26 protein-coding genes are annotated in these 23,295 nt (G+C 63.8%); 9 read left to right on the top strand and 17 right to left on the bottom strand.

The features are described 5' to 3' along the window. Positions 1-6 precede the first annotated feature (6 nt). Together ABIC09_RS07580 and ABIC09_RS07585 are read left to right on the top strand one after the other, a co-directional pair. Positions 7-1,290, top strand: a complete 1,284-nt coding sequence (locus ABIC09_RS07580) for a YeaH/YhbH family protein (protein WP_502917654.1) — start codon at positions 7-9, stop codon at positions 1,288-1,290. Continuing rightward, positions 1,287-2,822, top strand: coding sequence for a SpoVR family protein (locus ABIC09_RS07585; protein ID WP_148754745.1), 1,536 nt, complete (start codon positions 1,287-1,289; stop codon positions 2,820-2,822). The genes ABIC09_RS07580 and ABIC09_RS07585 overlap by 4 nt, the downstream gene beginning before the upstream one ends. A gap of 217 nt (positions 2,823-3,039) precedes the next feature. Here ABIC09_RS07585 and ABIC09_RS07590 read toward each other — a convergent pair whose 3' ends face one another. The 6 genes from ABIC09_RS07590 to ABIC09_RS07615 all read right to left on the bottom strand — a co-directional run bounded on the left by ABIC09_RS07590 (position 3,040) and on the right by ABIC09_RS07615 (position 5,799). Beyond that, a complete protein-coding gene (locus tag ABIC09_RS07590; protein WP_354108881.1) occupies positions 3,040-3,486 on the bottom strand; it encodes a DUF1801 domain-containing protein in 447 nt (148 codons plus the stop codon). Continuing rightward, complete coding sequence (locus ABIC09_RS07595) at positions 3,483-3,695, bottom strand: hypothetical protein (RefSeq protein WP_187435263.1); 213 nt, start codon at positions 3,693-3,695, stop codon at positions 3,483-3,485. Before ABIC09_RS07595 ends, ABIC09_RS07590 begins: the two co-directional genes overlap by 4 nt. A 45-nt stretch (positions 3,696-3,740) precedes the next feature. After that, positions 3,741-4,172, bottom strand: a complete 432-nt coding sequence (locus tag ABIC09_RS07600; protein ID WP_354108882.1) for an SRPBCC family protein — start codon at positions 4,170-4,172, stop codon at positions 3,741-3,743. Continuing rightward, positions 4,169-4,492, bottom strand: coding sequence for an ArsR/SmtB family transcription factor (locus ABIC09_RS07605; RefSeq protein ID WP_354108883.1), 324 nt, complete (start codon positions 4,490-4,492; stop codon positions 4,169-4,171). The genes ABIC09_RS07600 and ABIC09_RS07605 overlap by 4 nt, the downstream gene beginning before the upstream one ends. A gap of 202 nt (positions 4,493-4,694) precedes the next feature. Next, complete coding sequence (locus tag ABIC09_RS07610) at positions 4,695-5,138, bottom strand: DsrE family protein (RefSeq protein ID WP_148754740.1); 444 nt, start codon at positions 5,136-5,138, stop codon at positions 4,695-4,697. A 40-nt stretch (positions 5,139-5,178) separates the two neighbouring features. Then, positions 5,179-5,799 carry a hypothetical protein gene (locus ABIC09_RS07615; RefSeq protein WP_354108934.1) on the bottom strand — a complete coding sequence of 207 codons (621 nt, stop codon included), beginning with the start codon at positions 5,797-5,799 and terminating at the stop codon, positions 5,179-5,181. Positions 5,800-5,995: 196 nt separating this feature from the next. Between ABIC09_RS07615 and ABIC09_RS07620 the strand changes: the two genes are divergently transcribed. The 3 genes from ABIC09_RS07620 (at position 5,996) to ABIC09_RS07630 (ending at position 8,861) form a co-directional block, all read left to right on the top strand. Then, complete coding sequence (locus ABIC09_RS07620) at positions 5,996-6,580, top strand: STM3941 family protein (protein ID WP_148754739.1); 585 nt, start codon at positions 5,996-5,998, stop codon at positions 6,578-6,580. 282 nt (positions 6,581-6,862) lie between these two features. Beyond that, on the top strand, positions 6,863-8,395 hold the full coding sequence (locus ABIC09_RS07625; RefSeq protein ID WP_354108884.1) for an SUMF1/EgtB/PvdO family nonheme iron enzyme: 1,533 nt from the start codon (positions 6,863-6,865) through the stop codon (positions 8,393-8,395). A 16-nt stretch (positions 8,396-8,411) separates the two neighbouring features. Next, positions 8,412-8,861 (top strand): DUF4399 domain-containing protein, encoded by a 450-nt coding sequence (locus tag ABIC09_RS07630; RefSeq protein ID WP_354108885.1) that lies wholly within the window; start codon positions 8,412-8,414, stop codon positions 8,859-8,861. A 98-nt stretch (positions 8,862-8,959) separates the two neighbouring features. Here the strand turns inward: ABIC09_RS07630 and ABIC09_RS07640 are convergent, their stop codons facing one another. From ABIC09_RS07640 to pqqA, 11 genes are all read right to left on the bottom strand, one after another. Then, on the bottom strand, positions 8,960-10,291 hold the full coding sequence (locus tag ABIC09_RS07640) for an adenylate/guanylate cyclase domain-containing protein (protein WP_354108886.1): 1,332 nt from the start codon (positions 10,289-10,291) through the stop codon (positions 8,960-8,962). Between the two features lie 124 nt (positions 10,292-10,415). Continuing rightward, positions 10,416-11,471: a 2-oxoacid:ferredoxin oxidoreductase subunit beta gene (locus tag ABIC09_RS07645; RefSeq protein WP_354108887.1), complete on the bottom strand. Its 1,056-nt coding sequence runs from the start codon at positions 11,469-11,471 to the stop codon at positions 10,416-10,418. After that, positions 11,468-13,315, bottom strand: a complete 1,848-nt coding sequence (locus ABIC09_RS07650; protein WP_187435262.1) for a 2-oxoacid:acceptor oxidoreductase subunit alpha — start codon at positions 13,313-13,315, stop codon at positions 11,468-11,470. The genes ABIC09_RS07645 and ABIC09_RS07650 overlap by 4 nt, the downstream gene beginning before the upstream one ends. Further along, positions 13,285-15,084: an FAD-dependent oxidoreductase gene (locus ABIC09_RS07655; RefSeq protein WP_354108888.1), complete on the bottom strand. Its 1,800-nt coding sequence runs from the start codon at positions 15,082-15,084 to the stop codon at positions 13,285-13,287. Before ABIC09_RS07655 ends, ABIC09_RS07650 begins: the two co-directional genes overlap by 31 nt. A 240-nt stretch (positions 15,085-15,324) precedes the next feature. Then, positions 15,325-16,002 carry a hypothetical protein gene (locus ABIC09_RS07660; protein ID WP_354108889.1) on the bottom strand — a complete coding sequence of 226 codons (678 nt, stop codon included), beginning with the start codon at positions 16,000-16,002 and terminating at the stop codon, positions 15,325-15,327. A gap of 25 nt (positions 16,003-16,027) precedes the next feature. Continuing rightward, the gene (pip, locus tag ABIC09_RS07665) at positions 16,028-17,014 is read right to left on the bottom strand and encodes a prolyl aminopeptidase (protein ID WP_354108890.1); all 987 of its coding nucleotides are present in this window, start codon (positions 17,012-17,014) and stop codon (positions 16,028-16,030) included. Beyond that, complete coding sequence (gene pqqE, locus ABIC09_RS07670; protein WP_354108891.1) at positions 17,004-18,197, bottom strand: pyrroloquinoline quinone biosynthesis protein PqqE; 1,194 nt, start codon at positions 18,195-18,197, stop codon at positions 17,004-17,006. Before pqqE ends, pip begins: the two co-directional genes overlap by 11 nt. Continuing rightward, positions 18,194-18,505, bottom strand: coding sequence for a pyrroloquinoline quinone biosynthesis peptide chaperone PqqD (gene pqqD, locus ABIC09_RS07675; protein ID WP_354108892.1), 312 nt, complete (start codon positions 18,503-18,505; stop codon positions 18,194-18,196). Before pqqD ends, pqqE begins: the two co-directional genes overlap by 4 nt. Before the next feature lie 12 nt (positions 18,506-18,517). Next, positions 18,518-19,285 (bottom strand): pyrroloquinoline-quinone synthase PqqC, encoded by a 768-nt coding sequence (gene pqqC, locus ABIC09_RS07680; protein ID WP_430640196.1) that lies wholly within the window; start codon positions 19,283-19,285, stop codon positions 18,518-18,520. 20 nt (positions 19,286-19,305) lie between these two features. Beyond that, the gene (pqqB, locus tag ABIC09_RS07685; protein ID WP_354108893.1) at positions 19,306-20,235 is read right to left on the bottom strand and encodes a pyrroloquinoline quinone biosynthesis protein PqqB; all 930 of its coding nucleotides are present in this window, start codon (positions 20,233-20,235) and stop codon (positions 19,306-19,308) included. A gap of 119 nt (positions 20,236-20,354) precedes the next feature. Further along, positions 20,355-20,435 (bottom strand): pyrroloquinoline quinone precursor peptide PqqA, encoded by an 81-nt coding sequence (pqqA, locus tag ABIC09_RS07690; protein ID WP_007595659.1) that lies wholly within the window; start codon positions 20,433-20,435, stop codon positions 20,355-20,357. A gap of 263 nt (positions 20,436-20,698) precedes the next feature. Between pqqA and ABIC09_RS07695 the strand changes: the two genes are divergently transcribed. The 4 genes from ABIC09_RS07695 (at position 20,699) to ABIC09_RS07710 (ending at position 23,269) form a co-directional block, all read left to right on the top strand. Next, a complete protein-coding gene (locus ABIC09_RS07695; RefSeq protein WP_187435261.1) occupies positions 20,699-20,956 on the top strand; it encodes a DUF6894 family protein in 258 nt (85 codons plus the stop codon). A gap of 179 nt (positions 20,957-21,135) precedes the next feature. Continuing rightward, a complete protein-coding gene (locus ABIC09_RS07700) occupies positions 21,136-22,536 on the top strand; it encodes an amidase family protein (protein ID WP_354108894.1) in 1,401 nt (466 codons plus the stop codon). A 2-nt stretch (positions 22,537-22,538) separates the two neighbouring features. Then, positions 22,539-23,015, top strand: coding sequence for a glutathione peroxidase (locus ABIC09_RS07705; protein ID WP_354108895.1), 477 nt, complete (start codon positions 22,539-22,541; stop codon positions 23,013-23,015). Further along, positions 23,012-23,269: a DUF3297 family protein gene (locus tag ABIC09_RS07710; protein WP_354108896.1), complete on the top strand. Its 258-nt coding sequence runs from the start codon at positions 23,012-23,014 to the stop codon at positions 23,267-23,269. Before ABIC09_RS07705 ends, ABIC09_RS07710 begins: the two co-directional genes overlap by 4 nt. The last annotated feature ends 26 nt before the right edge of the window (positions 23,270-23,295 follow it).

Consider the following 23,295-nt stretch of genomic DNA (forward strand, 5'->3'; position numbering starts at 1 on the left):
GAGAAAGTGGCCATTCACATTATTGACAGGCGCCTGAATCCAGGCGGCAAGAGTCTTGAGAACCGGCAGCGGTTCTTGCGTCGGGCCAAATCCCTGGTGCAGGGCGCCGTCAAGAAGACCTCGCAGGAACGCGACATCAAGGACGTCCTGGAGGGTGGTGAGGTCACGATACCGCTCGACGGCATGCACGAGCCGCGTTTCCGCCGTGAAGGCGGAACGCGCGACATGGTGCTGCCCGGCAACAAGAAGTTCATCGAGGGCGACTACCTCCAGCGCTCCGGCCAGGGCAGCGCCAAGGATTCCGGTCCCGGCGAAGGCGACAGCGAGGACGCCTTCCGCTTTGTGCTCAGTCGCGACGAATTCGTCGATCTCTTCCTCGACGATCTCGAGCTGCCCGATCTCGCCAAGCGCAAGATTGCACAGACGGAGAGCGAGGGCATCCAGCGCGTCGGCTATACCACGTCGGGGTCGCCGGCCAACATCTCGGTCAGCCGCACCGTAAAGCTCGCGCTGGCGCGCCGCATCGCGCTCAAGCGTCCCAGCAAGGACGAGATCGAAGCGCTGGAAGCCGAGATCGCCGCCTGCGCCGACGAGGACGAACGCGTGGAGCTTCTCGCCCGGCTCGAAAAGCTGAAGGCGAAGACCAAGCGCATTCCCTTCATCGATCCGCTCGACATCCGCTACCGCCGCTACGAGAAGGTGCCGCGGCCGGTGGCGCAGGCCGTGATGTTCTGCCTGATGGACGTCTCCGGCTCGATGTCCGAGCATATGAAGGATCTCGCCAAACGCTTCTATATGCTGCTCTACGTGTTCCTGAAGCGTCGCTACAAGCATGTCGAGATCGTCTTCATCCGCCACACCGACCGCGCCGAGGAAGTGGACGAGCAGACCTTCTTCTACGGCCCGGCCTCCGGCGGCACGTTGGTCTCCAGCGCGCTGCAGGCGATGCACGAGATCGTGCGCGAACGCTTTAATCCGGCGGACTGGAATATCTACGCGGCGCAAGCCTCCGACGGCGACAATTCCTATTCCGACGGCGAGCTCACCGGCCTGCTGCTGACCGAGAAAATCCTGCCGGTCTGCCAGTTCTTTGCCTATCTCGAGGTCGGAGAATCCGGCGGCAGTGCCTTCGATCTGTCCGATTCCTCGCTCTGGACCCTTTATGAGCGCCTGCGCAACAGCGGCGCACCGCTCTCGATGCGCAAGGTCAGCGAGCGCAGCGAGATCTTCCCGGTGTTCCACGATCTGTTCCAGCGCCGCGAGACTTCTCAGGAGAAAGCCGCTCCATGACGGAACGCTTGTTCGAAGGCGCCGATTGGGATTTCCACACCTTGCAGCGCATCACCGATGCCTGCGAGGAGGTGGCGTTGAAGGATCTTGGGCTCGACGTCTACCCGAACCAGATCGAGGTGATCACCGCCGAGCAGATGCTGGATGCCTATTCATCCGTCGGCATGCCGCTGTTCTACAAGCACTGGTCGTTCGGCAAGCATTTTGCGTATCACGAGGCGTCGTATCGCAAGGGCCTGATGGGCCTCGCCTATGAGATCGTGATCAACTCCTCGCCCTGTATCTCCTACCTCATGGAGGAGAACACGGCGACGATGCAGACGCTGGTGATCGCGCACGCCGCCTTCGGCCACAACCACTTCTTCAAGAACAACTACCTGTTCAAGCAGTGGACCGATGCCGAAGGGATTCTCGACTACCTGGATTTCGCCAAGAAATACGTGATGCAATGCGAGGAGCGCTACGGCCGCACCGAGGTCGAGCGCACGCTTGACGCGGCGCACGCGCTGATGTCGCACGGCATCGACCGTTATCCCGGCAAGAAGAAGCTGGATTTACGCGAGGAAGAGAAGCGGGCAGGGCGCCGCCGCCAGCACGAAGAGGAAGTCTTCAACGACCTCTGGCGCACCGTGCCCAAGGGTGCCTCGAAGAGCAGGACCGCGATCTCGCTCGAGCGGCGCCGCAAGCTACTCGGCCTGCCGCAGGAAAACCTGCTCTACTTCCTGGAGAAGAGCGCGCCGCGGCTGGCGCCCTGGCAGCGCGAGCTGCTGCGCATCGTCCGCCACATCGCGCAATATTTCTATCCGCAAAGCCAGACCAAGGTGATGAACGAGGGGACGGCGACCTACGTCCACTATCGCATCATGACCCAGCTGCATCAGCAGGGCCGCATCACCGACGGCAACTTCCTCGAATTCCTGGGATCGCACACCAATGTGGTGTTCCAGCCCGAGTTCGACGATCAGCGTTTCTCGGGCTTCAACCCCTATGCGCTGGGCTTCGCCATGATGCAGGACATCGAGCGCATCGTCACCAGTCCGTCGGACGAGGACCGCGAATGGTTCCCTGACATCGCCGGCAAGAACGACGTGATGGGCGTGCTGCGCGACGTCTGGGCCAATTACCGCGATGAAAGCTTCATCGCCCAGTTCCTGAGCCCGAAGCTGATGCGGCACTTCCGCATGTTCCATCTGCACGACGATCCCGAGGAGCGCGCCGGCATCCGGGTTGACGCCATTCACGACGACCGCGGTTTCCGCCGCGTCCGCCGCGAGTTGGCGCGGCAGCACGACGTTGGCTACATCGACGCCAATATCGAGGTGGTCGATGTCGATCTCTCCGGCGACCGCCGGCTGATCCTGCACCACCGCGTCATCAAGGGCTCGCAACTCAACGAGACCGACGCCAAGCGGGTGCTCCAGCATCTGGCCGATCTCTGGACCTACGACGTCGCGCTGATCGAGGTCGATGGGAGTGACAAGGTGCTGCGCGAATACGTCGTGAGCCCGCGGCCGATCACAGCGGCGGCGTAACGTGGCTGACTGCGCGGAGCCAAGAAGGCGAGATGCGCGTTAATGTGCCCTCGCCCCTTGTGGGAGAGGGCAGCGACGCCGGCAGACACAAGCTCACTGGGGTGAGGGGTATCTCTCGGCATTTTCCCGTGTCGATAGAGACCCCTCATCCGGCGCTTCGCGCCACCTTCTCCCACAAGGGGAGAAGGAAGGAGTTCGCGGCTGCACAACGGGTGCTTTAGGCCGATTGCTTCTTCGCCGGCTTCTTCTTCGCCTTGGACGCATTCAGCGCCACGGCCGCGCGGATCAGTGCCTTCAGCGCTTTTTCGTTGATCTTGGCGCCCTCGGGAATATCGATCGCGCGCCGTACATTGCCGTCGAGGCTGGAATTGAACAGGCCGGCCGGGTCGTCCAGCGCCGCGCCCCTGGCGAAGGTCATCTTGACGACGGCCTTGTAGGTCTCGCCGGTGCAGATAATGCCGTCGTGCTCCCACACGGGAACGCCGCGCCATTTCCATTCCTCGACGACCTCAGGATCGGCCTCCTTGATCAGCGCGCGGATTCGCTTCAGCGTCTCGCCGCGCCAGTCGCCGAGCTCCTTGATCTTGCCGTCGATCATCTTGGCAGGCGAAGGTCCATCGGTGTCCTTCGCGGCGTTCTCCCTTGCCGTCACCGCCTTTTTCATGATCGCGCCCCGCTGCGCCGGCCGACATAGGGCAGCGCGAACAGATAGAGCCCGGTCGCGAGCAGCGGGATCAGCGGCACGAAGGCCAGCAAGCCGATCCATGTCGCTTGAATCTGCATGGTCAGCGCAACGATGTTGGCTATCACGGCGAGCGTGAAGGCAAGCGACAGCCAGCGATGGATCTGTCGAATCCACATGTTCGAGCTCATCTAGGTCTCCTGTGGGAATGTTCGGAATGGACGCTCGTGGCAAGGCTATTCGGCCCGCGCCAGCAGCTCGTCCAGCTTGGTGAAAAACTGCTTCCAGCCGGCATGCGCGCCGCCATAGGCCTGCTTCTGGCTGGGGCGGAAGCCCGCCTGCTCGACGCGCAGATGCGTGCCGGCGCCTTGCGGGGTGAGCGTGAACGTCACCACGCTTTTGAGGTCGTAGGCTGAATCCTCATGCGTGAAATTCCAGGTGTAGGCCAGCGAGCGCTGCGGCTCGATGGCGAGCACCTCGCAATCGAGCACGCCGCCCCATTCGCCGCGGAGATTGAAGCGGTGACCGACCGTCGGCTTGAAGTCGTTCTTCATCAGCCATTCCTCGATCAGATGCGGCTGCGTCAGCGCGCGCCACAGCCGCTCCGGCGGATAAGCAAATTCCCGCTCGATGACCACGGAACGTGTTTCGGTCGCAGCCTCAGTCATTGGTCCATCCTCTTGAGGAGATCGTCGAGCGCATCGAGCCGGTTCTGCCAGAAGCCCGCCATCTGGCTGGTCCAGTCGATCAGCGGATTGAGCGCGCCTGGCTGCGCGCTGTAATGGGTCTGGCGTCCTTCATGGCGGTCGCGCACCAGGCCCGCCTGCTTCAAGGCGCCGAGGTGCTTTGAGACCGCCGGTTGGGAAACGCCGGATCGCACCGTCAGTGCCCCGACCGTCTGCTCGCCCTCGCGGCACAGCCGCTCGAAGATCGCCCGCCGCGTGGGGTCGGCGAGCGTCCGGAACAGAAGGTCGGGGGCGGCGGACATGGAAATCCATAACTCGTAGGTTATGGATCATTCATAACCGAAGGGTTATGGGTATGTCAAGCGGGATGGCTCGCTCGCGCAACGCGCTCCGCGTCATTGCGAGGAGCCCTTGCGACGAAGCAATCCAGTCTGTCTCCGCGGAGAGACTGGATTGCTTCGCTGCGCTCGCAATGACGGAGAATGTGGCGGCGCCTCGCGCGCCCTACGGCCGCAGATACAGATACCCCTGCGACTGCAGCTCGGCCAAACGAACCACGCCGCCCTTCTCCGCGCTGACAAACCCCGGCAGCAGATCCGTCAGCGTGATGTTCTGCGCCTTCATCGTGTTGCCGCAGGCGGCGAGCTCGACGCCGTCCCTGGAGAAATCGCCGATCCGCTTGCTGATGTCCGGGTTGGCCTGCGCCAAGTGGAATGCCTTCAACGCCGGCCCGTGGATTATCAGCGCGATCGTGACATGGTCGGGGCCGCCGACGCCGTCGATGTGGTTCTGGATGTTGCCGAGCACGAAATTGACCTTGTCGGCGTCGCTGAGGTGATAGACGACCTTCAGCCTGTCCGATTTCGCTTCCGTTGCAGCATTGGCGCGCGAGGCAAACGCCGCGCCCAGCGCCGAGACGGTGCTCCACAAGATGTTCCGGCGGTTCATCGCGGTCTCCCTCGCAGCGACTGGCTTTGCCGGAGACATATCATTTGTGGCGGAGCGCTGCGAGTTCCTTGCGGTCGGTCACGAGCGCGGCGCACTCGCTGTTGTCGGTCCGGTCGAGCCGGAAAATCCCGTCGTCGTGGCCTGCGACCAGCGACCGCTCGGCCTCGTCGTCCGGCTTGTTGTGCAGCCAGACCCTGATGCTCGCGAGCCGCACGATGGCCGATTTGTCGTCCTTCGAGAGTGCGACACCGATGCCACCGCCCTCGCAATCGACGCCGCAGCCGAGGCGGACCTCGCCGCCGTCCTTGGTGAACGCCACGTGGTGACAGGAGCCGCTGGAGTCGAAATCGCCGCTGCGGTGGCGATACCGGAAGCCTAGCCGGAAGGAGTTGTGGAACTGCTTGTCCTCGCTGTCGATCTCCGCCGAGACCAGCAGCGTCATCGAGGCGACCTTCTGCATCGGATGCCGCGCCAGGTGCTCGGCATCGTAGCGGCGGACGAAGCAGGCATAGGCCGTCTTGCCGGGCGTGCCCGCATACATGCGCGCGTTGAAGGTCTCAGCTTCGGTCTTGCTCGCCTCGCGGATGTCGTCGGCCTCCTCGGCCCGGGCGGCGCCGATGAAGGCGGCAAAAGCAAGCGGAAGGATGAGGGCAAGCTTCATGATCGCACCGGATACATCAGCCATTGACGGCCCGCATCGGCAGGGTGGGGGCCAACTGGCCGTTAGTCGCAAGCCGCATGCCGCGCGTTCAACTGCATCGCTTCCGGCAGCCTCGCGCAAGGTTCCAGGCTTAACCGTTGCAAGGGAGGGGCGTGGATAGACCCCAGATTGTTGCAAATGGCTGGAGGCGATCGAAATGTCCGAAAGTCAAAACTTGCCCAATCTTGCGATCGGCTATTCGCGAGCCCGCCTGCTGACGCTTTTCGGTGGCAGCGGGCTACTGACGCTGCTCTTTGCCGGACTCGCATTCACCTGGCAGGAAGGCAAGAACATCACCTCATTCCAGGTCGCCGCCTGCTATGTCGGTGCGGTGTTCTTCGGCCTTGCCACCTGCCGCATGCTCTGGCGGCTGTTCTCCGCGCGGCAGCCGGTGGTCTTCATCAGCCGTGTCGGCATCCGCGACACCAGGCTCGCCGGCGAGACCATCGCCTGGAGCGCCGTGCGAAAGATCATGCTCTGGGAGCAGCGCACGCAGAAATTCGTGGTACTCAAGGTCGACCCACTCATCGCCGAGCGATTCTCCGGAGGATTTGCGACGCAAGCCTTGGTGCTGATGAACAAGGCGCTTGGCGCTGACAGCGTGATCGTCAAAGCGGGCGGCCTGACCATGAACACCGAAACATTGCTCGAGACCTGCAAGCAATATTGGGGCGCGGGACGACCGGCCCACGCGGACCATGCCGTGCCGGAGCCTCAGCCCGCGCCGGAGCCTGTCAGCTAGAGTTCGCCAAAGCGGGCGTCTCGACCATGCCGGCCGAACTCGTCCGTCACCCTGTCTCTCCCCCTTCCGCGGAGCCGAGATCGGTGGTCCGAGCGTTGCCTTAGTCGCAGGTTGGGGCAAGAAGGTTCAGGCAAATGGGTAAGCCCTTTGCTCTCCGGAACTCGCTGTCGGCGATCCCTTCGCCGTTGTCCCGGTTCGTCAATGTGATAGCGTTCACACGCGATTGTTTCTCGAAGTCGTAGGCTGGGGCCGCCTCTTGTAGGTTTTGTGGAGTCCCCCGCAATGGGCGAAATTCGCAACTTCAGATCCGGGAATACGAACGAGCCGCCTCCGCACGGCGGGATGCCTCGTCGTCTCGCAGCCATCATTGTCGGTGACATCGCATCCTACAGCCGCTTGATGCAGGCCGACGAGGAAGGCACGCACGTCCGCGTCAAGCGGATCGAGCGGGACCTCATCGAACCCAGCATCGTCGAGCATCACGGAAATCTGGTGAAGACCACGGGCGATGGTTTCATCGCCATTTTCGACAGCCCCGTCGAGGCCGTTCGATGCAGCATTGTCATCCAGCAGAACCTCGTCGGCCGCAATGCCTCGATACCGAGGGACTCCCGGATCGAATACCGAATTGGCGTCAATCTCGGTGATGTCATCGTTGAGCCGGACGACATCTACGGCGATGGCGTCAACATCGCCACACGCATCGAGGGCATTGCCGAGCCCGGTCAGGTCTACATCTCGGGCGCGATCTACGAGCAGATCAAGCACAAGGTGGTGTGCGGCTATGAGTCGCTCGGGGATCGCAAGGTCAAGAACATCACGGATCCCGTGCGCATCTATCGTGTGCTGCCGGATGCAGATGCAGTCGGCAGGACGCGGGGCCGGCGCGAGAATACCCTGATCTTTCTCCTGGGCATCACGCTGCTGGTGATTGCCACGGGCGTGCTCTGGTATCTGCTGGCGCAGCCGCAGGGCAGGGTCGGCAAGCAGGCGGCCGCGCCGACCGCTTCTCCGGCCGCATCGCCGATCCCGCAGCCGTCGCCGCGCGAGGCGGCGACGCAGACACCGCAACCGTCTCCCTCACTGGCCTCAGCACCTGCGTCGCCCACTCCGGCGCCCAGCCAACCGACAGCGGCACCGGTCCGTGAACCCGAGATGATCGCTGTTCGCGGCGGCAGCTTTGCGATGGGAAGCAATGATGATCCGACCGAACGTCCTGTCCACCAGGTCACGGTCAAGCCATTCTCGATCGGAAAATATCCGGTGACGGTGCAGGAATGGAACGAATGCGCCGCCGCCAAGGCGTGCGGATTCACGGCCGCCGGCAAGGACGATGCGCCAATCACCAATGTGAGCTGGACCGACGCACAGCAATATGTCGCGTTCCTCGTGCAGACGACGAAGAAGCCTTACCGGCTCCCAAGCGAAGCCGAATGGGAGCATGCGGCGCGCGGCGGGACGTCGACAAAGTATTGGTGGGGCGACAAGTCCCAGCAGGGCATGGCCGGATGCAAGGACTGCGGGGATGCCGTGGCCGAGCAGCCGGCGAAAGTCGGCAGCTTCAAGCCCAATCCTTTCGGTCTCTACGACATGGGCGGCGGCGTCGACCAATGGGTCGAGGACTGCTGGCACAGGACCTATCAGGGCGCGCCCAATGACGGTTCGGCATGGAGCGGTGGGGACTGCAGCTCGCACGTCCTGCGCTCGGGCTCCTGGAAGAACGACTTGAGATACGTACGCCCGTCCAACCGCGACGGTTACGATACCAATGTTCGTTACCCGACGCATGGCTTCCGTGTCGCGCTCAGTCCTTAACTGCCGGAGTAGATTGATGCATATCCTTCGCTGCGTGGCGCTGTCGGCGATGCTCGCATTGCTCCCGGGCATGGCCTTCTCGCAAGGCAAGGCTGCTCCAAAGGACGCAAAGGTTTATTTTATCACCCCGTATGACGGGCAAAGGGTGCGCGGCGGATTCCTGGTCCGGTTCGGCCTGCGCAACATGGGTGTGACGCATGCCGGCGACGACTATCAGAACGCCGGCCACCATCATTTGCTGGTCGACGTCAACGACCCCATCGATCCGAAGGAGCCGATCCCGCAGGACAAGTCGCATCTGCATTTCGGGGCAGGGCAGACAGAAACTTTTCTCGAGCTTCCGCCCGGGACCCACACCCTTCAACTGGTGCTGGGCGATGCGAAGCACTACCCGTTCGACCCGCCGGTTGTCTCGGACAAGATCACCGTGCGCGTCAGGCAGCCCGTTTCAGCGCGGAGCAAATGATCAACGCAGGCTGGGCTCTCGCCCGGGCCGCGCGTTGCAACTGGTGCAGAGCGATGCCAAGCATGATCCGTTCGAGCCGCCCGTCGTTTCGAGCAAGATCACGGTGCGGGTGAGATAGAGCTTTCGGCAGCAAAGATTTGCCATTCGCCGGGAACGCCCTTCAGTGGCGTGACACCACGGCTGCCAAAGCGGAGGCCAGACCCAGCGACGAGATCCTTCACGGTGCTCGACATCAATACTTCCCCGGCGCCGGCCAGCGCCGCGACCCGTGCCCCGATGTGGACGGCGATCCCGCCGACATCATCGTCGATGATCTCGCATTCGCCCGTATGCAGGCCGGCGCGGATATCGATGCCGAGCGACTTGACTTCATCAGCGATCGCTCGAGCACAACGGACCCCGCGCGCAGGCCCGTCAAACGTCGCGAAAAACCCGTCGCCGGTGGTCTTGACCTCATGGCCCCTGAAGCGAGCGAGGATGCTGCGGACCATGGCGTGATGGTCGTCAAGCAGGGCGCGCCAACGACGATCGCCGAGGCTGGCGGCCTTTTCAGTCGAACCCACGATATCGGTGAACAGCACCGTTGCCAGCACGCGATCAGCCACTGCGGAACCACGTGCTCCCGTCAGGAATTCCTCGATCGCATCGGAAATGTCGTCGGCGTTCTCGCCGACATAGAAGAGGTGATCGCTCCCGGGAAATTCCGCCAGACGCGCTCCGGGAATTTTCGCGGCGACGTCGCGCCCGCCCGCGACGTTGACGACTTGGTCCCCGGTCCGGTGGATGACGAGGGTTGGCACACGAACTGCCGGCAATACGCCGCCGATCTCGATCTGGCTGTTCATGCGCATCAAGGCCGTCACTGCGGCCGGGCTGGCGCCCAGTCGCTCGTTGCGCCCCCACCAGCGCTGAAACGCGGCGTCGTTCGCCCGCGACGGCGCGAACTTCTGGATGCTGCCGCCGGTGCCCCAGGCTTTCTCGACATAGTCGAAGAATGCCGCAAGCGCCTCGTCGGTCGCAAACCAATAGGAGAAGCGCGAAAAGCTGCCGTAAAGCACGAGCGCGCGGCACCGATGCGGATAGGTGGCCGCAAACAGAATGGAGAGTGGCGCGCCCTCTGAGATCCCGAGCAGGGCAGCCTGCTCGATGCCAGCCGCGTCCATCACCGCACGCAGATCGTCCATGCGCACGTCGAGGCCCGGGAGTTCGCTGACGCGATCGGATCCGCCGGTACCTCGCTTGTCGAAGGTGACGACGCGCGCGTAGCTCGCAAGGCGGGTCAGGAAGCGAGCGAGGTCGGGTTGGTCCCAGTAGTTCTCGACGTTGGACACGAAGCCCGGCACCAGAACAAGATTGATCGGACCGTCGCCGAACGCCTGGTAGGCAACGTGGACGTCTCCGCTCCTGGCGTACTGCGTAACCGGCTGCATACGTGATCCCTGCCTGCAGGCTGACCATAGCAAACAAGATTTGCAGACGGAAAGCCGTCACTTTGGTCCAAAAGGCTAAGGCGCGCTCGGGGACGAACGCGCCTCGGAATCGCGACGCCGGTGTTTAACGCAGGCTGGCGTTGAACTTGTCCAGCGCCGCCGAGCCCGGGCAGAGCGTATCCGCTTCCAGCGTGTTGAGCGGCGTCTCGACCGTGTTGAGATGGCTGTGCAGATCTTCCGCGTCGGGATCGACGTACAGCAGCCCGGTGACGATCTGGCCCTTGGCGGCGTGCCTTGCAAGGAAGGTCTGGGCGCCGAGCCGGTCATGCGGATCGTAGTCGGCGTCGATCTTGCGCAGCGCGATCTTGCTGCCGTCATGCTGCTCGACCACCTGCACCGTGCCCGGCGCATAGTCCACTGCAATGGGATCGCGGCCGACCAGCACGTCGAGCCGGTTCACGGCGTCGTTGTGCTCGCGGACATAATCAAAGCTCTTGGTCGAGCCGGCGTGGTTGTTGAAGGCGATGCAGGGGCTGATGACGTCGATGAAGGACGCGCCCTTGTGGCCGATCGCAGCCGCGATCAGCGGCACGAGCTGGGCCTTGTCGCCGGAGAACGAGCGCGCCACGAAGGTGGCGCCGAGCTGCAGCGCGATCGCGACGAGATCAATCGCGTTGTCGGTGTTGGTGACGCCCTTCTTCGACTTCGAGCCACGGTCGGCGGTGGCCGAAAACTGGCCCTTGGTGAGGCCGTAGACGCCGTTGTTCTCGACGATATAGGTCATGTTGACGGCGCGCCGGATCGAATGCGCGAACTGGCCGAAGCCGATCGAGGCGGAATCGCCGTCGCCGGAAACGCCGAGATAGATCAGATCGCGATTGGCGAGATTGGCCCCGGTCAGCACGCTGGGCATGCGGCCGTGCACGGAGTTGAAGCCGTGCGAATTGCCGAGGAAGTAATCCGGCGTCTTCGACGAGCAGCCGATGCCGGAGATTTTTGCCACCCGATGCGGCTCGATCGAGAGCTCGTAGCAGGCTTCGATGATCGAGGCCGTGATCGAGTCATGGCCGCAGCCGGCGCACAACGTCGAGATTTTTCCTTCGTAGTCGCGATGCGTGTAGCCGAGCTCGTTCTTCTTGAGGCCCGGGTGATGAAATTTCGGCTTGGCAATATAGGTCATGACACGGCCTTGCGGAGCGGGGTCACCTTGAGGTGATCCTGGTGGTCGCCAATGGCTTTTGCGATGTAGCGGGCGGTGATCGGTGAGCCGTCGTAATGCACGATCGGCACGAGGCGGATCGGGTCGATGCCGTTCTCGTTGACGATGAGCTGACGGAGCTGGCTATCGCGGTTCTGCTCGACGACATAGACGAAATCGTGCTCGGCGAGGAAGCTCGCCACGCTCGAATGGAACGGGAAGGCGCGGATGCGCAGGCGGTCGAGCTGATGCCCGCGTGCCTCAAGCAATCCGATCGCCTCGTCCATCGCCGGCGAGGTCGAGCCGAAATAGATCACGCCATATTTGGTAGGCCGCTCCGCATTGGCCTGGAGTGGCCGCGGCACCAGGTCCTGCGCGGTCTCGAACTTGCGCACCAGACGCTGCATGTTGTCCGCATAGACCGAGCCTTCCTCGGAATAACGCGCATAGCGATCACGCGACGTGCCGCGGGTGAAATAGGAGCCCCTGGTCGGATGCGTGCCGGGATAGGTGCGGTAGGGAATGCCGTCGCCGTCGACGTCGAGGTAGCGTCCGAAGTCACGGCCTTCTTCCAGCATCTCCGCCGTCATCACCTTGCCGCGGTCATATTGCTTGGAATCGTCCCATTTCAGCGGGCGGCAGAGCCGGTGGTTCATGCCGATGTCGAGATCGAGCATCAGGAAGATCGTGGTCTGGAGCCGCTCGGCGAGATCGAACGCGGCGGCCGCGAACTCGAAGGCCTCGGCCGGATCTTCCGGGAACAGCAGCACGTGCTTGGTGTCGCCGTGCGAAGCATAGGCGCAGGCGATGATGTCGCATTGCTGGGTGCGGGTCGGCATGCCCGTGGAGGGACCGGCGCGCTGGATGTTCATGATCACGGCCGGGATCTCGGCAAAGTAGGAGAGGCCGATGAACTCGGTCATCAGGGAGATGCCGGGGCCGGATGTGGCGGTGAAGGCGCGTGCGCCATTCCAGGAGGCGCCGATGACGATTCCGATCGAGGCCAGCTCATCCTCGCCCTGCACGATCGCGTATTTCGCCTTGCCGGTCTCCGGATCGTGCCGATACTTCTTGCAATGGGCGGTGAAAGCCTCCGCCACCGACGAGGACGGCGTGATCGGATACCAGGCGCAGACCGTTGCGCCGCCATAGACGGCGCCGAGCGCGGCCGCGCTGTTGCCCTCGATGAAGATGCGGTCACCGACCGTGTCGGACTTCTTCACCCGCAGCCCGATCGGGCATTTCAAATTTTGCAGTGCCCAGTCGCGCCCCAAATGCAGCGCGTGGACGTTGGAGGAGAGCAGCTTCTCCTTGCCTTTGTATTGCTCGCCGATCAGCTGCTCGATCAGCTTCGGGTCCATGTCGAGCAGCGCCGAGAGCGCGCCCAAATAGATGATGTTCTTGAACAGCTGGCGCTGGCGCGGATCGGTATAGGTCGAGTTGGTGATCGCGGTCAGCGGCACGCCGATCACGGTGATGTCGTCGCGGAATTTGGTCGACGGCATCGGCTTGGTGGAATCGTAGAACAGATAGCCGCCGGGCTCGATGCCGGCGACGTCCTTGTCCCAGGTCTGCGGGTTCATCGCCACCATCAGGTCGACGCCGCCGCGGGCGCCGAGATGGCCCTCTTCCGTCACCCGCACCTCATACCAGGTCGGCAGGCCCTGGATGTTGGAGGGGAAGATGTTGCGTGGGCTAACCGGCACGCCATGACGCAGGATCGCGCGCGCAAACATCTCGTTGGCGCTGGCCGAGCCGGAGCCGTTGACGTTGGCGAAGCGGACGACGAAGTCGTTTACGCTGCTGATCGGCTTTTTGTCGGACATGCTGAACCTGCGTGGGTCATTTCGATGAGATATTTCTGCATGTCCCAGGCTCCGGTGGGACAACGCTCGGCACAGAGCCCGCAATGCAGGCAGACATCCTCGTCCTTCACCATCACGCGCCCGGTCTTGAGGTCGGAGGAGACGTAGAGGTCCTGGTCCGGATGCGGCGAGGGCGCCTTCAGGCGCTGGCGCAGATCGGTTTCCTCGCCATTCTCCGTGAAGGTGATGCAATCCATCGGGCAGATATCAACGCAGGCATCGCATTCGATGCAGAGCGAGGTCGAGAACACGGTCTGGACGTCGCAGTTCAGGCAGCGATGCGCCTCGCCGAGCGCGAGCTTGACGTCGTAGCCGAGCTCGACCTCGGTGCGGATGTCCTTCAGCGCGATCACCTTGTCGCGATGCGGCACCTTGAAGCGCTTGTCGTTGGAGATGTCGTTGTCATAGCTCCATTCGTGGATGCCCATCTTCTGTGACGAGACATGCACCTCCGGCAGCGGGCGCTCGGTGATGTCCTCGCCCGACAGTAGCTTGTGGATCGACAGCGCGGCGTCGTGACCCTGCGCCACCGCCCAGATGATGTTCTTGGGCCCGAACGCGGCGTCGCCGCCGAAGAACACCTTCGGGTTGGTCGAGACGAAGGTCTTCGGATCGACCTTGGGCATGTGCCATTTGTCGAACTCGATGCCGCAGTCCTGCTCGATCCAGGGGAAGGCGTTCTCCTGGCCGACCGCGACCAGCACGTCGTCGCATTCGAGGGTCTGGTCCGGCTCGCCCGAGGGGACGAGGTTGCGGCGGCCCTTGGAATCGTATTCGGCCTTCACCTTCTGGAACGTGATGCCGGTGAGCTTGCCGTTGTCGTGGATGAAGGCGACGGGGACGAGGAAGTTGAGGATCGGAATGTCCTCGTGGATCGCGTCCTCCTTCTCCCAGGGCGAGGCCTTCATCTCCTCGAAGCCGGAGCGCACGATGACCTTGACGTCCTCGCCGCCGAGGCGGCGCGCGGTGCGACAGCAATCCATCGCGGTGTTGCCGCCGCCGAGCACGATCACGCGCTTGCCGATCTTGTCGGTGTGGCCGAACGAGACCGAGGACAGCCAGTCGATGCCGATATGGACGTGAGCGGCGGCCTCTTTCCGGCCCGGAATGTCGAGCTCGCGGCCGCGCGGCGCGCCGGAGCCGACGAAGATCGCGTCGTATTTCTCCGCGAGCAGCGCCTTCATGCTCTCGATGCGGTGCCCGCCCTTGAACTCGACGCCGAGATTGAGGATGTAGCCGGTCTCCTCGTCGATGACCGAATTGGGCAGGCGGAATTTCGGGATCTGGGTCCGCATCATGCCGCCGGCTTCGGGATCGCCGTCGAACACGGTGCAGTCATAGCCGAGCGGCGCCAGATCGCGCGCCACCGTCAGCGAGGCCGGTCCGCCTCCGACGAATGCGACGCGCTTGCCGTTCTTGGCTGAAGGCTTCGGCAGGCGGTGCTTGATGTCGTCCTTGAAGTCGGCGGCAACGCGCTTGAGGCGGCAGATTGCCACCGGCGTTTCCTCGACGCGTCCGCGGCGGCACGCCGGCTCGCATGGACGATCGCAGGTGCGTCCCAGAATTCCGGGAAACACGTTCGATTTCCAATTGATCATGTAGGCGTCGCTGTAGCGGCCTTGTGCGATCAATCGGATGTATTCGGGAACCGGGGTGTGCGCAGGACAGGCCCACTGGCAATCGACCACTTTGTGAAAGTAGTCGGGGGCCGCGATATCGGTCGGTTTCATTCCTACCCTGTCCGCGCAGGCTCAAAGACCCGGCGGCCTTTTCTTGAGCTTGTCGGACGCTTAACGCGCGGCGATCTGGTTTCTGAATGACGTCATTGGGTTAGCTTATTAGAACCGGTCCGAAGTACAACGGCAAATTTGGGTGAATCACCCGCTTTCATGGGAGCTGCGCGCAGACAGCATTAATGGCCGTCCGCAGGCAATGCGGCGGTGCAATATGTTGCGCTGCATGCCGGTGCGTCAGCCGTGCGTGATGTCGCTCTTCGCGAGGTCCCACATCAGCGCATAGGTGCCGACGGAGACGGGCAGCGGGAAGGGCGCGGCCGCAGGACCGGTGAAGCGTTCGGCGATGACAGCCGAGACCGCGCCGACGCGCGTGCCGTCGATCAGCACGAACCAGTCGCGCGCGCCTTCGTTGCGCACCGCCGGAATATCCGCCGTTGCGCCCGACAATTCCGGTTCGCTCTCGAGCAGATGCATCGAGATGATGCCCTCGCGCTCTCCGGGTGCCAGCTTTTCTTGCAGTGCATCACGCCACGCGCCGGCATTGCCGGCCGTGGGGCGCAGCCGCACGAGCCCCAGCGCAGCACCGCGTCCAGTGCCCTTGCTGATGGTGATGCGCGCTACCACGCGCAGCATGTTCTTGAAATGCGCCATGGTCCGCCGCGACCATTCGGTCTGGTTGGCGAGCCGCGTCCGGTAGGCGGGACTGTCGAGCACGTCGAGCGTCGACGTCGAATACAGCGAGAGATATTTGGGATTGGCGGCGTGCGCGACATAGCGCCGCGCCTCCAGGAAACCCTCGATCGCGACGCGCTCTTCCAGATGCTCGCGATCGTACCAGCGGTTGAAATCAGGTTCATCTGCGGCGTCGATGTTCATCGACGTCAGCAGCATGCCTTTCCCGGCGAGCGGCATTTTCTTGTTGTCCTTGCTTCGCGTGTTATCGCGCGGCCTTCGACGCGAGGTCGGCGATCGACTTCATCACCGCGTCCCGCACGCCGGCATCATAGAGCGAATGTCCGGCTTCTTCCACGATCCGAATCTCGGAACCCGGCCAAACTTTCGCGAGCTGCGCGGATGTCTCAGGAGGGCACAACAGATCGTAGCGGCCCTGCACGATGATGCCGGGGATGCCGGCGAGCCGGCCGGCGTTTTGCAGCAGCTGGTTCTCGGTCATGAAGCTGTCATTGATGAAGTAATGCGCTTCCATGAACGGTGTCGCCGGCAATGTGCGCCAGACGTTCAGCGAGGCGAGGTCGATCCGCGTCTTGGCCGGCTTGTGCTCCGATAGAGCGCGTTCGGTGTCATGCCAGGCGCGCGAGGCCGGTCCGTGCACGGCCGGATCGGCATCGAGGATGCGGCGATAATAGGCGTCCACCGGTTGCGCGCGTTCCTCCGGCGGCAGCACGCTCAGAAAATCGTCGTGCAGCGCTGGATAGAATTGCGGCAGGCGCGAGGTGAAGGCCGTCGCCACCTCTGCCCGCGTGCCCAGGAAGGTTGCGCGCAGCGCAATGCCGGAGACGCGCTCGGGGTGGGCCTGCGCATAAGCCAGCGCCAGCGTCGCGCCCCAGGAGCCGCCGACCACCATCCAGCGGTCGAAGCCGAACTTTTCGCGGATCTTTTCCATGTCCGCGATCAGATGCGCCGTCGTGTTGTGCTCGCGCGAGCCCTTGGGACGGCTGCGGCCGCAGCCGCGCTGGTCGAACAGAACCGCATGCAAACGCTCGGGATCGAACAGGCGGCGATGATCCGGCTGGCAGCCGCTGCCGGGGCCGCCATGCAGATAGATCGCAGCAATGCCGCCAGCACGGCCGACGCTCTCGACACAGAGCTCGTGGCCGTCGCCGACGTCGAGCATGTCGGAGGTCAGCGGCGCAAAGGGATCGGCACGTCTGGCCGCTGCGGCCGCGTCGGCGTCAGGCATCATTCCCGGATTCCAGAGTGCCGCCGGCGAAGTTGCGATAGAGGAAGCGGTTGGTTTCGCCCTCGGCCTCGTGTTCGGCCTGCTTGAAGATGGTCTCGTGCAGCGGCGACAGCGCGCAGGCAGGGTCTGTGTTGGCGGCATCGCCCGTCAGTGCAAAGGCCTGGCAGCGGCAGCCGCCGAAATCGATCTCGCGGAACTCGCAACTCTTGCACGGCTCCTTCATCCAGCCGGTGCCGCGATAGCGGTTGAAGGCGTCCGAGTTCTGCCAGATCCAGGCGATCGAATGGTTGGAGCGCACCGATTCGAAATCGAGCCCGGTGATGCTCTCGGCGGCATGGCAGGGCAGCACCTTGCCGGCCGGCGAGATGTTGAAGAACTGCCGGCCCCAGCCGCCCATGCATTTCTTCGGCCGCAGCGCGTAGTAGTCGGGCACGACGTAGTCGATCGCGAGCGTACCCTTCAGCCGCTCGCGCGCCTCCTCGACGAGGCGGGTGCACTCATCTAATTGCGCGACCGTCGGCATCAGCGCGGCGCGGTTCTTCAGCGCCCAGCCGTAATATTGCACATTGGCGACCTCGAGCCGGTCGGCGTCGAGATCGATCGACATCTGGATGATGTCGGGGAGCTGGTGCAGGTTCTGCCGGTGCATCACCGCGTTCACGGTGAGCGGCAAATCGAGCTCGCGCGTCCACTTTGCGACCTCGAGCTTCTTGCGGTGGGCGTTCTTGTAGCCGGCGACGCGGTCGGCAAGGCCCTCCTCGACGCCCTGGAAACTGATCTGCACGTGGCACAGCCCGGCGTCGGCGAGGTCGCTCAGCCGCTCGCGCGTCAGCAGCACCGCCGAGGTGATGAGGTTGGTGTAGAGGCCGACGTCGCTGGCATGCTTGACCAGCTCGACCAGGTCCTTGCGCGCGGTCGGCTCGCCGCCGGAGAAATGCACCTGGAGCACGCCGATCTCGGCGAGCTCGCTCAGCACCTTCTTCCACTCATCCGTCGTCAACTCCTTGCCGGCGCGGTCGAGCTCGACGGGGTTGGAGCAATAGGGGCATTGCAGCGGGCAGCGATGGGTGATCTCGAGCAGCACGGCGAGCGGAATGCCAAATGTCTCCGCCGTCGAGCGGCTCTTCTCCAGCACCGCGAGGCTGTCGCTGGCATCAGGCGGGATGGTTGGGAGCACATCGCTCATGGCGTCTTCTCCCGGGCTTCGGTCAGAAAGCCCTTGTCGGCGAGATCCTGCAGCATGACGACGACGTCGGCGAGGATCGCCTCGCGCGGTGCGGCGTATTTTTCCGCCAGCAGGTCGGACACGTCGCCGACACTGCGCTTGCCGTCGCAAAGCTGCAAGACCTCGACCGCGATCTCATCAGGCGCCAGCACGCGTTCCGGCGCCAGGATCACCCAGACTTTTCGCGTCTCGTCATACTTCAGCCTGGCATGCCGCGGCAGCACGGGGCGGCTTGCCTCGCTGACGCTGATGTTCCGCGGCCCGGCCATTGCTCTCGTCCCTCAACTCGCTTTTTTAGTTTCCTGGGGCACGAACGCGCCCGGCGGAATGTTGCCCTCGACATAGGCGTGCTGGAGCGCATCGAGCTGCACCCACAAGACGTTGGTCTTGAAGATCAGCGCGTTGCACACCTGCGCGCGCTGCTCCGGCGTCGTCGCATGCGCCTTGACGTAGTCGAGCGCGAAGCCGGCATCGCGCGGCGCCTGTGCGAGGCGGCGCTTGAAATAGCTCATGATGTCAGGATTGACGAAGTCGTAATGCTCCAGCATGCCGGAGATGCGTTCCTCGTGCAGGTTCGGCGCGAACAGTTCGGTCAGCGAGGAGGCGATCGCCTCCAGCGGGCTCTTCTCGCGGCAGTAGTGGACGTAAGCCTCCACGGCGAACCGCGTCGCCGGCAGGATGCCTTCGGTGGATTCCACGTAAGATGTGTCAAGGCCGAGGCCTTCGGTCAGCTTCAGCCAGCGCTCGATGCCGCCCTCGCTGCCGACATCGCCGTCATGGTCCTCGATGCGGTGGCGCCATTCCAGCCGCGTAGCGCGGTCGCGGAAGCGCGAGATCACCACCGCGTCCTTGATCGGGATCGTGCTCTGGTAATAGTAGCGGTTCAGCGCCCAGGCCTGCACCTGGCCCTTGTTCAGCTTGCCGCCATGCAAGAGCTTATGGAACGGATGCAGGCTGTGGTAGCGCGTAGCGCCAATGTGGCGCAGCGTCGCCTCCAGCTCCGCGGCCGAATTGAGCCTGATGTCCTTGCCGACCGAGAGCGCAGTCATTCCAGTCATGGACGCGGCATTCACAGCACGATCTCCGTTCCGTCGGCAGGTATCTGCCAGCCCGCCGCTTCAGCCGTCTTGCGTTCAGGCGAGGAGGGCAGCAGCGCCGGGTTCGAGTTGTTGATATGGAGAAACATCTTCCTGTCGATAGTGAGATCGGCCAGCCGCGCGATCGCGCCATCGTCACCGGACATCGCGACATGGCCCATGCTCTTGCCGGTCTTGTGGCCGAGCCCGGCCTTGATCATCTCGTCATCCCGCCAGACCGTGCCGTCGAAGAACACCAGTGCGGCGCCGTCGATCTCGGCCTTGAGCGCGTCGGTGATTTCGGCGCAGGCGGCGATGAAGTAGAAGCATTTTCTGGTCGACTTGTCGGTGATCTTCAGACCCAGCGTATCGCCGTCGCCGCTCTCGCCGCCCGGATGCGCCTTGCCTTCGAGATACCAGGCCGATTTGCCCGGCACCGCGAAGGGCCGCACCTCTAACCCCGAGCGCGCACCATCGGTGAGACGCGGCTCGAACGGCTCACCGATACCGATCGGCTGCCGCCGCACGTTCTTTTCGTTGAGCACATTGAAGATGGTGTTGCTGTTCAGGATCGCCAGCACCTTCTCATGCGCATAGACCGTGAACGGCGAGCCCTCGCGCATCGAGAGCAGGCCCGCGACCGCATCCACTTCGCTGTTGGTCAGGATCACGCCTGCGATCGGCGTGTGGCGCAGCGCGCCTGCCTTGGGATGCAGCTGCGGCGTGGCATTCAATTGCTGGCGCAGATCAGGGGAGGCGTTGATCAGGAACCAGTGCTCGCCGTCGCCGCTGAAGGCAACCGAGGCCTGGGTCCGATAAAGCTCATGGCCGTGGTGACGCGCCGCCCGGCAGCCCTCGCAACCGCAATTCCATTGCGGGACTCCGCCGCCGGCCCCGGCGCCCAGGACGACGACGCGAAGCATGATCCGTCTCCTGGAAGCAACGTCGCCAGGTGGATCCTAGGCCAACACAGTTTCCATCGTCCGGAAACCGATCGTGACCGGCAAGACCCACCTGCGCAGAACGCCTACTCACCAACCGCTTACTTGCGGGTGGCGCTCACATACATGTTGATTTCCATGCCGCAGGGCACTTCAACGATCTTGGGGGCTTTCCAGGCCATTTTGGCGCTCCATTCTTGAGATTTCGGACGTATCCGCCCGGGGGCTAAGTTACTGCGGGCGCAAAAGTTCGCCAGTGAAATTTTCCCGAGAACGGCATGTTGCGCCGCGAAAAATGATGGTGGAACATCACTTCTGACGATGCTGCCTTGCGGCAGGCGCATTCGGTCGCGAACCCTGCCCTGATAAAGCAGTTGTGAGTGCAGTGCAGCTTTCAATCCGGTACAGGCGCCCCAAGTGGAATCGCCCCAAGTGGAATTCGGTGATGCCCAGATATTTCTTCAACACCCGTATCGGCGATGAGTTGATCGTGGATCCCGATGGCGAGGATCTGCGCAATCCCGATCGCGCCTGGGAGGTCGCCCGCCAGATGATCCTGGAGGTGCTGAAATCCGAGGGGACCCAGCCGGCGCTCATGGAGGCGGTGATCGAGGTCACCGACGTCGAAGGCGAGATCGTGCTGGAATTTCCCTTCACCGAGGCCCTGCTGGACATCCCGGACCAGTCCGCGACGCGGCATTAGGGCCCGGCTCTCTCCGCCGTCATTGCGAGAAGCCCTTGCGACGAAGCAATCCAGACCGCCCCCGCGGAGGGATTCTGGATTGCTTCGCTTCGCTCGCAATGACGGTGGTAACCCCGCGAAATCCGCATGGCTTTGCCGCGTTCCCGGCGCTAAAAGACGCCGGTTAAACGGAGCACGTCATGCAAGATCTCTGGCGCCTGTCGGCCGCCGACCTCGCCACCCTCGTCAAATCCAAAAAGGTGTCCGCCCGGGAGGCCGCCAAGGCCGGGCTCGCCCGCCTCGACGCCGTCAACCCCCAGCTCAACGCCGTGATCGACCACCGGCCCGAGGACGTGCTCAAGCAGGCCGACGCCGTCGATACCGCCATTGCCCGGGGCGAGGACCCCGGTGTGCTGGCCGGCGTGCCCGTCACCATCAAGGCAAATGTCGACCAGGAAGGCTTTGCCACCACCAACGGCCTCAAGCTCCAGCGCGACCTGATCGCGCGCGAGGACAATCCGGTGGTCGCCAATTTCCGCAAAGCGGGCGCCATTCTCCTGGGGCGCACCAATTGCCCCGCCTTCTCCTACCGCTGGTTCACCACCAACCTGGTCCATGGCGACACCAAGAACCCCCGTGACGCCTCGCTGACACCGGGCGGCTCCTCCGGCGGCGCCGGCTCGGCGGTCGCGGCGGGTATCGGCCATATCGCCCACGGCACCGACATCGCCGGCTCGATCCGCTATCCCGCCTATGCCTGCGGCGTGCACGGCCTGCGCCCGACCTTGGGCCGTATCCCCGCCTTCAACCCGGCGCTGCCGGAGCGGCCGATCGGGCCGCAGATCATGGCGGTGTCGGGCCCGCTGGCACGCACCGTGAATGACCTCCGCATTTCGCTCGCGGCGATGTCGGCCCGCGATGCGCGCGATCCCTGGTATGTGCCGGCGCCGCTCGATGGCCCGGCCGTGCCGAAGCGCGCCGCGCTCTGCCTCAATCCGGACGGTCTTGCGACCACGCCTGAGGTGAAGGCGGCCGTGACCGACGCCGGCAAGCGGCTCGAGCGGGCGGGGTGGACCGTCGATGTGATCGAGAACACCCCGCCGATGCGCGAAGCCGTCGCATGGCAGCGCAAGCTCTGGCTTGGCGATGGCTACGAGGCGCAGCTGGAAATGGCCGAGCGCGAGGGCGATCCCGGCGCGCTGGCGTGCCTGCGCGGCATCCGCGCCAAGGTCACGCCGATGGATCAGGCCAACTACGCCCAGGCGCTGACCCGCCGCGCCACGCTGACCCGCGACTGGATGCTGTTCTTCGAGAAATACGCCGTCGTGCTGACGCCGGTCTCCGGCGAGCTGTCATTCGCCGATCATCTCGACTGCAAGGACGCCGCCTCCTTCGAGCGCGTCTGGGAAGCGCAGCTGCCGCAGATCGCGATCCCGTTCATGGGACTGCCGGGCCTCGTGGTCTCGACCGGCCTCGTCGGCAAGTCCCCGGTCGGCGTGCACATCGTCTCCGGCCGCTATCGCGAGGATCTGTGCCTGCTCGCCGGCGAAGCGATTGAGGCGGGCGGCGTGCCGCCATCGCCGATCGACCCCGTGGGTTAGCGATGGCTGCGATCTACGATTTCAAGGCCAATTCGCTTGCCGGCGAGGAGGTCGCGCTGCGACAGTTCGAGGGCCAGGTGCTCTTGATCGTCAACACCGCGAGCAAATGCGGCTTCACGCCGCAATATCGCGGACTCGAGGATCTGCATCGCGATCTGGCGCCGCGCGGCTTCTCGGTGCTGGGCTTTCCCTGCAACCAGTTCGGCGCGCAGGAGCCGGGGCAGGCCGCCGAGATCCAGGCGTTCTGCTCGACCAATTACGACGTCACGTTTCCGCTGTTCGAGAAGATCGACGTCAACGGCGCCCACGCGCATCCCTTGTACGAGTACCTGAAACACCAGCAATCCGGCCTGCTGGGCGCCTCCATCAAATGGAATTTCACCAAATTCCTGGTGGACCGTGCCGGCCAGGTGATCGCGCGCTATGCGCCGACCGCGCGGCCGGAAGGATTGCGGCAGAAGATCGAGACCCTGTTATGAGCGAGACAATCATGAGCGACGAATTTCCGGACCGCCTCTCGGTCGACCCCAACAGCCCCCATTACAACGCCGACATCCTGTCGCGCGACGTCGGCATCCGCTTCAAGGGCGTCGAGAAGACCAATGTCGAGGAGTACTGCATCAGCGAAGGCTGGGTCCGCGTCACCGCGGGCAATGCCAAGGACCGCTACGGCAATCCCCTGACCATCAAGGTGCATGGTCCGGTCGAGCCGTATTTCCGGGACAAGAAGTAAGCGCGACGCGCTCTCTCCTCGTCAGC

This window comes from Bradyrhizobium sp. S3.12.5 (genome assembly GCF_040548225.1).
Lineage (GTDB): Bacteria > Pseudomonadota > Alphaproteobacteria > Rhizobiales > Xanthobacteraceae > Bradyrhizobium > Bradyrhizobium cytisi.

Excerpts from the sequence above, each read along its gene's own strand:
- ABIC09_RS07585 (WP_148754745.1), top strand. The coding sequence starts at position 1,287 with ATGACGGAACGCTTGTTCGAAGGCGCCGATTGGGATTTCCACACCTTG.
- ABIC09_RS07590 (WP_354108881.1), bottom strand. The coding sequence starts at position 3,486 with ATGAAAAAGGCGGTGACGGCAAGGGAGAACGCCGCGAAGGACACCGAT.
- ABIC09_RS07595 (WP_187435263.1), bottom strand. The coding sequence starts at position 3,695 with ATGAGCTCGAACATGTGGATTCGACAGATCCATCGCTGGCTGTCGCTT.
- ABIC09_RS07600 (WP_354108882.1), bottom strand. The coding sequence starts at position 4,172 with ATGACTGAGGCTGCGACCGAAACACGTTCCGTGGTCATCGAGCGGGAA.
- ABIC09_RS07605 (WP_354108883.1), bottom strand. The coding sequence starts at position 4,492 with ATGTCCGCCGCCCCCGACCTTCTGTTCCGGACGCTCGCCGACCCCACG.
- ABIC09_RS07610 (WP_148754740.1), bottom strand. The coding sequence starts at position 5,138 with ATGAACCGCCGGAACATCTTGTGGAGCACCGTCTCGGCGCTGGGCGCG.
- ABIC09_RS07615 (WP_354108934.1), bottom strand. The coding sequence starts at position 5,799 with ATGAAGCTTGCCCTCATCCTTCCGCTTGCTTTTGCCGCCTTCATCGGC.
- ABIC09_RS07620 (WP_148754739.1), top strand. The coding sequence starts at position 5,996 with ATGTCCGAAAGTCAAAACTTGCCCAATCTTGCGATCGGCTATTCGCGA.
- ABIC09_RS07625 (WP_354108884.1), top strand. The coding sequence starts at position 6,863 with ATGGGCGAAATTCGCAACTTCAGATCCGGGAATACGAACGAGCCGCCT.
- ABIC09_RS07630 (WP_354108885.1), top strand. The coding sequence starts at position 8,412 with ATGCATATCCTTCGCTGCGTGGCGCTGTCGGCGATGCTCGCATTGCTC.
- ABIC09_RS07640 (WP_354108886.1), bottom strand. The coding sequence starts at position 10,291 with ATGCAGCCGGTTACGCAGTACGCCAGGAGCGGAGACGTCCACGTTGCC.
- ABIC09_RS07645 (WP_354108887.1), bottom strand. The coding sequence starts at position 11,471 with ATGACCTATATTGCCAAGCCGAAATTTCATCACCCGGGCCTCAAGAAG.
- ABIC09_RS07650 (WP_187435262.1), bottom strand. The coding sequence starts at position 13,315 with ATGTCCGACAAAAAGCCGATCAGCAGCGTAAACGACTTCGTCGTCCGC.
- ABIC09_RS07655 (WP_354108888.1), bottom strand. The coding sequence starts at position 15,084 with ATGAAACCGACCGATATCGCGGCCCCCGACTACTTTCACAAAGTGGTC.
- ABIC09_RS07660 (WP_354108889.1), bottom strand. The coding sequence starts at position 16,002 with ATGCCGCTCGCCGGGAAAGGCATGCTGCTGACGTCGATGAACATCGAC.
- pip (WP_354108890.1), bottom strand. The coding sequence starts at position 17,014 with ATGATGCCTGACGCCGACGCGGCCGCAGCGGCCAGACGTGCCGATCCC.
- pqqE (WP_354108891.1), bottom strand. The coding sequence starts at position 18,197 with ATGAGCGATGTGCTCCCAACCATCCCGCCTGATGCCAGCGACAGCCTC.
- pqqD (WP_354108892.1), bottom strand. The coding sequence starts at position 18,505 with ATGGCCGGGCCGCGGAACATCAGCGTCAGCGAGGCAAGCCGCCCCGTG.
- pqqC (WP_430640196.1), bottom strand. The coding sequence starts at position 19,285 with ATGACTGCGCTCTCGGTCGGCAAGGACATCAGGCTCAATTCGGCCGCG.
- pqqB (WP_354108893.1), bottom strand. The coding sequence starts at position 20,235 with ATGCTTCGCGTCGTCGTCCTGGGCGCCGGGGCCGGCGGCGGAGTCCCG.
- pqqA (WP_007595659.1), bottom strand. The coding sequence starts at position 20,435 with ATGGCCTGGAAAGCCCCCAAGATCGTTGAAGTGCCCTGCGGCATGGAA.
- ABIC09_RS07695 (WP_187435261.1), top strand. The coding sequence starts at position 20,699 with ATGCCCAGATATTTCTTCAACACCCGTATCGGCGATGAGTTGATCGTG.
- ABIC09_RS07700 (WP_354108894.1), top strand. The coding sequence starts at position 21,136 with ATGCAAGATCTCTGGCGCCTGTCGGCCGCCGACCTCGCCACCCTCGTC.
- ABIC09_RS07705 (WP_354108895.1), top strand. The coding sequence starts at position 22,539 with ATGGCTGCGATCTACGATTTCAAGGCCAATTCGCTTGCCGGCGAGGAG.
- ABIC09_RS07710 (WP_354108896.1), top strand. The coding sequence starts at position 23,012 with ATGAGCGAGACAATCATGAGCGACGAATTTCCGGACCGCCTCTCGGTC.